The sequence below is a fragment of the uncultured Cardiobacterium sp. genome (genome assembly GCF_938028185.1).
In the GTDB taxonomy this organism is placed as follows: domain Bacteria; phylum Pseudomonadota; class Gammaproteobacteria; order Cardiobacteriales; family Cardiobacteriaceae; genus Cardiobacterium.
This window is the reverse complement of the sequence record NZ_CALJAH010000047.1, coordinates 1-8,529: the sequence shown is the minus strand read 5'-3', so window position 1 is coordinate 8,529 and position 8,529 is coordinate 1. Positions and strand designations below refer to the sequence as shown.

9 protein-coding genes are annotated in these 8,529 nt (G+C 62.0%); 6 read left to right on the top strand and 3 right to left on the bottom strand.

Going from position 1 to position 8,529, the window contains the following annotated elements; all coding sequences use genetic code 11:
- The 4 genes from Q0349_RS01610 to Q0349_RS01595 form a co-directional block, all read left to right on the top strand.
- A partial coding sequence (locus Q0349_RS01610) for a hypothetical protein (RefSeq protein WP_298079062.1) occupies positions 1-304 on the top strand: 304 nt, incomplete at its 5' end.
- Positions 305-408: 104 nt separating this feature from the next.
- Entirely contained in the window at positions 409-1,605 is a 1,197-nt protein-coding gene (locus tag Q0349_RS01605) for an exonuclease SbcCD subunit D C-terminal domain-containing protein (RefSeq protein WP_298079061.1), read from the top strand.
- Complete coding sequence (rbsK, locus tag Q0349_RS01600) at positions 1,602-2,519, top strand: ribokinase (RefSeq protein ID WP_298079060.1); 918 nt, start codon at positions 1,602-1,604, stop codon at positions 2,517-2,519. Before Q0349_RS01605 ends, rbsK begins: the two co-directional genes overlap by 4 nt.
- A gap of 87 nt (positions 2,520-2,606) precedes the next feature.
- A complete protein-coding gene (locus tag Q0349_RS01595; RefSeq protein ID WP_298079059.1) occupies positions 2,607-3,209 on the top strand; it encodes a PepSY domain-containing protein in 603 nt (200 codons plus the stop codon).
- Positions 3,210-3,616: 407 nt separating this feature from the next.
- Here Q0349_RS01595 and Q0349_RS01590 read toward each other — a convergent pair whose 3' ends face one another.
- Complete coding sequence (locus Q0349_RS01590) at positions 3,617-4,402, bottom strand: hypothetical protein (RefSeq protein WP_298079058.1); 786 nt, start codon at positions 4,400-4,402, stop codon at positions 3,617-3,619.
- Positions 4,403-4,523: 121 nt separating this feature from the next.
- On the opposite strand from Q0349_RS01590, the gene Q0349_RS01585 reads away from it, so the two are divergent.
- Both Q0349_RS01585 and Q0349_RS01580 read left to right on the top strand, forming a co-directional pair.
- Positions 4,524-5,099, top strand: a complete 576-nt coding sequence (locus tag Q0349_RS01585) for an alpha/beta fold hydrolase (protein WP_298079057.1) — start codon at positions 4,524-4,526, stop codon at positions 5,097-5,099.
- Between the two features lie 3 nt (positions 5,100-5,102).
- The gene (locus Q0349_RS01580; RefSeq protein ID WP_298079055.1) at positions 5,103-5,456 is read left to right on the top strand and encodes an EthD domain-containing protein; all 354 of its coding nucleotides are present in this window, start codon (positions 5,103-5,105) and stop codon (positions 5,454-5,456) included.
- A 65-nt stretch (positions 5,457-5,521) separates the two neighbouring features.
- On the opposite strand, the gene Q0349_RS01575 is transcribed toward Q0349_RS01580, so the two are convergent.
- Both Q0349_RS01575 and glpT read right to left on the bottom strand, forming a co-directional pair.
- The gene (locus Q0349_RS01575) at positions 5,522-6,724 is read right to left on the bottom strand and encodes a glycerophosphodiester phosphodiesterase family protein (RefSeq protein WP_298079054.1); all 1,203 of its coding nucleotides are present in this window, start codon (positions 6,722-6,724) and stop codon (positions 5,522-5,524) included.
- A 349-nt stretch (positions 6,725-7,073) separates the two neighbouring features.
- Positions 7,074-8,529: glycerol-3-phosphate transporter (gene glpT, locus Q0349_RS01570; RefSeq protein WP_298079053.1), on the bottom strand; the 1,456-nt coding region annotated here is incomplete at its 5' end.

Below are 8,529 nucleotides of genomic sequence, written 5' to 3'. Positions count from 1 at the left end.
CCCGCTGCTCGCCCAAAACAGCCCGCGCCCGGCCAACGCACTCGCCGCCGTCGCCACCCCGACCGCCACCAGCGTTCCCGCGCCTGCCGCCGCTGCGCCGAAAACCCGCAGCAAACCCGGCTTCAACCGCATCAGCGGCAGCCTCAACATGGGCGGCAACGGCAGCATGGTCACCCACTGCACCATCAACGGCCAGAACATCGACCCCGGCTGGTGCCAACAATACTACCCGGACGGCAGCGGCAAACAATGCAACGCCGTCATCAGCGGCAGCGGCAGCGTCGTCTCCCTCACCTGCAAATAACCCGCCGCCCTGCCCTGCTGCGAATCCCGGCGCGCCCTGCGCCGCGCAGCAGACGACCCTTGCAAACAGCCCCTGGCATACGCAGGGGCATCTTTTCCTCACCCGTGAAAATCCTGCACACCGCCGACATCCACTTGGGGCGCAACCTCTACGGCCGCCGCCGCCACCACGAATTTGCCGCCTTCCTTGACTGGCTCGCCGCCACCCTTGATGCCGAACAGGCAGATGCGCTCATCATCGCCGGCGACCTCTTCGACAGCACCACCCCGCCGACACAAAGCCAGGCGCAGTACTACCAGTTCCTCGGTCGCATCGCCGCCGGATACTGCCGCCACGTCATCATCACCGCCGGCAACCACGACTCGCCCGCCTTCCTCGATGCCCCGCGCGACATCCTGCGCGCGCTCAACGTCCACATCATTGGCGCCGCACGCGACCCCGCCGACGAAGTGCTGCTGCTCAAAGACGGCAACGGTGCGACAGAAGCCATCGTCTGCGCCGTTCCCTATTTGCGCGAACGCGACCTGCGCACCGCAGACGCGGGCGAAAGCGCCGCCGACAAAAGCGCCAAACTGCTCGACGGCATCCGCGCCCACTACGCCGCCGCCGTCGCCCACGGCGAAACCCTGCGCGACGGTGCCGATCTGCCGCTCATCGCCACCGGCCACCTTTACACCGCAGGCGGCGAAACCAACGAGGCACACGACCACGAAATCGGCACGCTGGCGCACGTCCCGGCGGATGCCTTCCCCGCCACCATCGACTACCTCGCCCTTGGCCACATCCACCGCGCGCAGCGCATCGGCGGCAACGAAAGCCGCCGCTACAGCGGCTCGCCCTTGCCGCACACCTTCGCCGAAGCCGAACAGCCGCGCAGCGTCTGCCTTGTCGAATTTCACGGACGTCGCGCCAGTGTCCGCCCGCTGACCGTGCCAACCTTCCAGCGACGCGCCCGCCTGCGCGGCGACCTGCCCGCCCTCGAAGCCCGCCTGATGGAACTCGCGGCGACAGGCGACAACATCTGGCTGGAAATCCACTACGACGGCGACGCCATCGCCGGTGGCATTCACGAACAGCTACACGCGCTCACCGCCGACACTCGTCTGGAAATCCTGCGCATCAAAAACGAGCGCATCCGCGAGCGCGTCCTCGCCCAACACCGCGCCGACGAAACCCTCGGCGACCTCAACCCGCTTGACGTCTTCGAGCGCTGCCTTGACGCGCACGACGTTCCCGCCGCACAGCGCGACGCGCTGCGGCAGAGCTACCACGAAATCCTCAACCAACTCCCGCCACCATGAAACCCCTCCTCGTCCTCGGCAGCAGCAACATAGACCATATCGCACAAATGGCCGCCTTCCCCAAAAGCGGCGAAACCCTGCACGGCGACCATTACCACCGCGCCTACGGTGGCAAAGGCGCGAACCAGGCCGTAGCCGCTGCGAAAAGCGGCGCGCCGACCCGCTTTATCAGCGCCTTTGGCAACGATACCGCGGGCGGTGAACTGCACGACCATCTCGAACGCCTCGGTATTGACTGCGACGGCAGCAAAACCGTCGCCGACAGCACCGGCATGGCGATGATCTGGCTTAACCACGCCGGTGAAAACCGCATCGTCGTCATCGCCGGTGCCAATGCCGCACTGAACGCCGCCCACGTTGAACGCGAACAGGCGCGCATCGCGGACGCAGGCATCCTGCTGCTGCAACTGGAAACCCCGCTCGATGGCGTCATCCGCGCCGCCGCCATCGCCCATGCCCACGGCGTGCGCACCATCCTCAATCCCGCCCCCGCCACCGAACTGCCGCGCGAACTGCTCGCCAACCTCGACCTCATCACCCCGAACGAAAGCGAGGCCGAACGCCTCACCGGCATCGCCGTTGCCGACGAAATGAGCGCCGCCCGCGCCGCGACCGCCCTGCACGCGCAAGGCGTACCGACCGTACTCATCACCCTCGGCAGCCGTGGCGTCTATGCGAGCGTCAATGGCCACGGCGCGCTGCATCCCGCTTACCGCGTCAAGCCGGTCGATACCACTGCCGCAGGCGACACCTTCAATGGCGCGCTTGCCGCCGCCCTTTTACGCGACGAACCGCTGGCGCAGGCCATCGCCTGGGGACAGGCCGCCGCCGCGCTTTCCGTGCAAAAACTCGGCGCGCAACCCTCCATCCCGGACAGCGCCGCCATTGCCGCCTTCTTACAACAGCACTCCTAACGTTTCCCTAAAAAACGCTTCCTACAATGCGCGCCATCGGAAGCAAACACGCCGCCGATGAACCCAAAACCTAATAGGAGTTAGCAAATGACCAAAACCCTCACCACCCTCGGCCTCGCCGCACTCTGTGGCAGCAGCCTCGCCTTCGCCGGACACGGCCACGGCCACAAAGGCCTCGCCGCGCTAGAGCAAAGCAAAATCAGCGCCGCCCAGGCCATTGCCACCGCCGAAAAAGACACCGGCGCCACCGCCGACAGCATCGACCTCAAACTGAAACGCGATGCCGTCATCTACGAAATCGAACTGTTCGACAGCGCGCAGGAATACGAAATCCGCATTGACGCCACCAGCGGCGAAATCCTCAGCCGCAAGAGCGGACAAAAAGCCAACCCGCCCGCCAAAAGCGCGGTCAGCCTGACCCAGGCGATAGAAACCGCCGAAGGCCAGGGCAAAGGCAAAGTCGTGGAAGCCGAGCTGGAAGGCCGCCGTGACGGCAGCGTCGTGTACGAAACCAAAGTTATCGGCAGCGACGGCAGCCGTTACGACATCGACGTCAGCGCCAGCGACGGCAAAGTGCTGCGCAGCGAAGCACGCCCCGACAAACACGGCAAGCACGGCAAACGCCCGCCAGCCGGCGCCCCGGCGGCACAACCTGCTGACGCAAGCGCGTCCGTTCCGGCCGCACAATAAGCGATAACCGCCCCTGCGGGCGAACCACCCATGACGTAAAGCAAGGGGCGGTCAGGACAACCTGACCGCCCTTTTGGCAAAACAGCTCTGAGAACCTGTTTGAAGTCTGCGGGTATAGCCATCCACCGAAAGCCTCATACGGTGTTGCGTCGCCTCGCCGTACAAAAGCGTACTGTCTTCGGCGACGCGCCTTGTCTGAAACTTTCGGTGGATGGCTATAAAAGCGGAATTTCCCCTCCCTCGCAGGGCGAAGCCCGCAGCGGGCGGGTTTCGTGCGTAGGATGTGTGGCGGCGTAGCCGACACGTACCCTACGCACGGAATCCGCCATAGCGTACGCCCCGGCGCATTGTTCGCGTCATGGCGACGATATTGTGGTGGCGGGGTAATTGCTATAAACAAGGCCGGATTACTCCGGCCTTTCTCCTTCCCGCCACAAGCCATCGAACCACGCTGCCAGCGTCGCCGTCCGCAGCGTATCGCGTCCCCAGCGCGGATGGTGCAGCGCACGCATCCAGCGTAGCGGTCGCACCGCCGCCTCAATCGCCCCCAACACCTCCGGCGGTAGCGTGCCTGCATGGGCGCGCCAGCGGCGAGCGGCATCCGCCAGTGTACCCTGCGCCTGCAACAGCCACAGCGTCGAATGCAGATAGCAGAGATAATCGCGGCTGGCGCAGGCAGTAAATGACAGCACCTGACCGGGGTCTTCCTCAAAATCAATAAAGCCGACCGCGCCGTCATCACACAGCAACATATTGCGCGCAAACGCCTCGCTCAAATAACCGCCGCGCGCGTGTACCGCGCCGATGGCGTCCAGCCCCTGCTGCCAGCGCACGATGCCGTCGCGTTCCATCGCGGCGAGCAGCGTTTCCTCGCCCAGATGCGAAAACATCAGCCCCTCCGCCGCTTGCGCCAACAGCCGCGGCACACGCACGCCCAATGCCGCCAGTGCCTGCAAACGCGCCGCCTCCGTCGCAATCACCGCGCGGCCGCCCGGATGCGGAACCGGCTCCAGCGCTTCCAGATGCAGACCGTGTGCAAACAGCCCCAGCAGCGCATAGCGCCATTTGGCAATGCGTTTGCCCGCCTTGCGTACCCAGACCCGCTCGCCGTTTTCCAGCCGATAAGCGGCAATATTGCCCGACTGTTGCGGCAATCGCGCCGCCAGCGCCTGCGCATAATCAAAAACCATCATGCCTGTCCGTAAAAAGAAAAACGCGCACCATAGCGCCGCCCGCGCCCGCATGCAAGGCGCCGCTTGACCCTGCCACGATGACAGGCTGCATACTCCGTCGCCCACACTCACGGAGCCTTCCATGACAAAAGCCATCATCCTCCACGGCTACGGCGCGACGCCGGGCGATCACTGGTTTCCCTGGCTGCAACAACAATTGCAGGCGGCGGGCATCGCCACCACCGTCCCCGCCCTGCCCGATGCCGAACAGCCCGATTTCGAGCGCTGGCAACAGGCACTCGCCGCCGCCATCGGCACTGCGGACGCCGCCACGCTGCTCATCGCGCACAGCCTCGGCACGCTGTCGCTACTGCATTACCTGAGCGTGACCCGCCCGGCGCAAGTCGGCGGCATCATCCTCGTCGCCGGCTTCGGCGCGCGCCTGCCCGAACTGCCGACCATCGGCGGTTTCAACATTGACGCCTATATCGATCGCGCCCGCCTCGACGACGCCGCGCTACGCGCGATGACGCCGCACATCCACCATCTCATCAGCGACAACGACTACGTCGTCGCCCCCGCCAACAGCGACGCGCTGGCGACGCGCCTCGGCGGTACCGTGCATCGCGTGGCAAATGCCGGACATTTCCTCGCCGCCGATGGCATCACCACCCTGCCCGCCGCCTGGCAGGCCGTTCAACAAACCCTGGGAGCATAAACCATGTTCAAAATCATCATGTTGGTCAAGAAAAAAGCGGGCATGAGCGACGCCGAATTTCGCAGCCGCTGGCACGCCCATTCCGAAAAAGTGCTGGCCCTGCAGGAAACCCTGCACATTCGCGGCTATGCGAAAACGCTGCCGCCGACTGACCAGCCTGCGACGATGCGCGACACCCTGCCCTTTGCCTGGGACGCGCTGGGCGAACTCTGGTACGACAGCCGCGAGGCGTTCAGCCAGGCACGCGCCACCGCCGCCGGGCAGGCGGCACTCGCCACCCTGCGCGCCGACGAGGCGACTTTCGTCGATCTGACGCAATCGGTGCTGTGGTTTGGCGAGGAGGAGCGGGTCATCTGAGCATCCATGCACAAGAACGCCCATAAAAATCCCCGCATGATGCGGGGATTTTTGTGGGTAGGCGCTTACAGCTTTTTGCAGTTGGCGTAGTAGGTGACGGTTGCCGGCCAGTCGCTGAAGATGCCGCTGATGCCGACGTCTTTGGCGAGTACATCCAGATATTTGTAGATGTCGCCGTCTTTCTTGCCGTGGTTTTCGATGCCGGTGAAGTACCAGCCGCCGCCGCGCGCCAACGGGCCAGAGCGTTCCAGCGTCCAGGTAATCAGCTTGAAGCCGTTTTCTTTTGCCGCCTTGGCGTAGTCGGAGGGCACGAGTTTGCCGCCTTCGTCTTTCACCAGCATTGGCATCGCGGGCGACAAATAATTCAGTCCAGCTTTGCGCCATTCCGGCATTTCTTTGATACGGGCGGCGGTATCGAGGGTTTCATCAAGGAAGACCGCCTGTTTGCCAAATTCGCCGCCGTTTTTCAGCCAGTAGCGGATGACTTCCGGCTGGAAGGATTGCGGGTAAACGTCGCTGGCAGGCACTCCGGCGGCGGTGTAATCGTCCAGCATTTTTTGTGCGTATTGTTCGAGGGTGAAGCCGTCAAACGGCATGGCGACGACCGGCTCTTTTAATTCGGGGGTCATTTTGACGCCGAGCTGTTTGAACAGCTCAATGCTTTCTTTGTGCGTCATCAGCTCGCCGTTTTGCGCATAGAGATTGGTACGCCAGTCCGGGGTGGCGTCCATGTATTCTTCAACGGTGCGCGCGCCTTTGTTGCCGCCGTCCATTTTGCCTTTCAGGGTTTTGAATTCAGCGAGGGTGATGTCTGAGGTGCGGCATTCGACTTCGGCTTCTTTCACCAGTTTGCCGCTCGCATCGTATTCCGCCGGTTTGAACGGCACGCTGCATTTGGCGGCGAGCGGGGTGGCGAGGATGTTGGTGGTGTTGTGCAGGTCGTTTTGTGCGTGGCGGCAAACGAGTTCTTTGTCTTTGGTGAAGGCAACGTCGCATTCGAGGATGCCCGCGCCTTCCCGCGCGCCGGCGAGGTAGGAATCGCGGGTGTGTTCGGGGAACATCAGCGAGGCGCCACGGTGGCCGATGGAAAATTCGGTTTTTTGCGGGGTTTGTTGGGCGCAGGCGAGCAGCTCCTGCTTGAGCGCGCCGTCTTCGAGGTTGTCGATGAGGAAGAACGGGCGCACGCCGTAGGTCAGCGGCTGCTGTTGTTCCGCTTGGGCGGTCGCGGCGAGGGCGGCGAGGATGGTGAGGGTCAGGGTTCGTTTCATGTTGGTCTCCGGTGTGAATTTGCGGGTATTTTACGCCTGTTTTTGCGGTTTTTTTTGTGGGATTTGGTGGTTTTCCTCAAACATTCACTTTTTCGGTGATTTACATACAGGGAAGCGCTAAAGGCGTATGTAAATGCCGGCAGCGCGTAGGGGCGGTCAGGACGAAGTCCGTAACCGCCCGCATAACCGATGACGGGCGGTCTCTCGCTGCGCGAACAATAACTTGTTGCTACGCTAACCGTCCCTACCAGACCCATTTACACACACCTGAGCGCTCAACCTGTATGTATATTCCGCAGCAAAAAGGGGAAACCTCACGGTTTCCCCTTTGCTTTGGCGCATGAAGCGCTTATTTCACCAGCCGTTCTTTTTCGGGAATTTTGGCTTTGTGTTTGCCTTCTTCGATGGTGGTGATCAGCAGCAGGACGATGGAAATAACACCGCTTGCAATGATGATATAGAAGCCGTAATCCCAGCCATAGTATTTGACTGTACGACCAATGATATAGGCTGCAGCGACCGAACCGCCGAGGTAGCCGAACAGTCCGGTGAAGCCTGCAGCAGTTCCGGCGGCTTTTTTCGGTGCGAGTTCGAGCGCGTGCAGGCCGATGAGCATGACCGGGCCGTAGATGAGGAAGCCGACGGTGGTCATCAGGATGAAGTCGGTCAGTTGGTAGGGGTTTTTGTACCAGACGACATCAGCGTATTCGGCGATGATGTTGCCTTGCGCATCGACCGGGGTGGCCGGGTTCAGCCACAGCGCGAGTACGGCAAGGGTCGTCAGAATCATGAAGATAACGCCCGTCAGGCCGCGACGTCCCTTGAAGACTTTGTCCGATACCCAGCCGCAAAGCAGCGTACCCGGTACGGCGGCGAGTTCGTAGATGGTGTACGCCCAGGCGGTGCCTTTGATGTCGAAGTGTTTGACTTCGCCCAAGTAAACCGGAGACCACTTCAGCACGCCGTAGCGGATGAGATAGACGAAGACGTTGGCGAGCGCGATGTACCACAGCAGGCGGTTTTTCAGGACGTAGGTGACGAAGATTTCTTTGGTGCTGAGGTTTTTCTCGGCGGTTTTCTCGTCGTAGTTTTCCGGATAGTCGTTTTTCCACTGCTCAATCGGCGGCAGGCCGCAGGATTGCGGGGTGTCTTTCATGACGAAGTAAACCGGCACGGCGAGCAACATCGCCACCACGCCCGGATAGTACAGCGCTTGCCGCCAGACGTGCATCGCCTTGACGTCGGTGATGTCGGGGTGATTCTGCGCGAAGATGTAGGTCGCGAGCAGTACCATCGCGCCCGGCATCATGCCGCCGATGTTGTGCGCGCAGTTCCAGATGGAAACGATGGTGCCGCGTTCTTTTTTCGACCACCAGTGCACCATCGTCTTGCCACAGGGCGGCCAGCCCATGCCCTGAAACCAGCCATTGAGGAAAATCATGATGAAAGCAATGGTTACACCGGAGGTCGCCCATTGTGTCAATCCCATCAATGTCATACACAAACCAGAAAGAAACAGTCCACAGGGCAGGAAGTATTTGGGATTGGAACGGTCAGAGATGGATGCCATCAGGAATTTGGAAATGCCGTAGGCAAGGCCGGCGGCAGCACCAACCTTACCCAGTTGTTCTGTATCGAAAATTTGCGCATCCAGCAGCCCCTTTTGTGCAAGGTTGAAGTTGCCACGGGTGAAATAATAGGCGGCATAACCGAGGAAAATGCCAATAAACACCTGCCAGCGCAGGCGGCGGTAGGTGGGGTCGATTTTGTCAGCCGGAAGGCGGGGAATTTCCGGCGACGGTTTG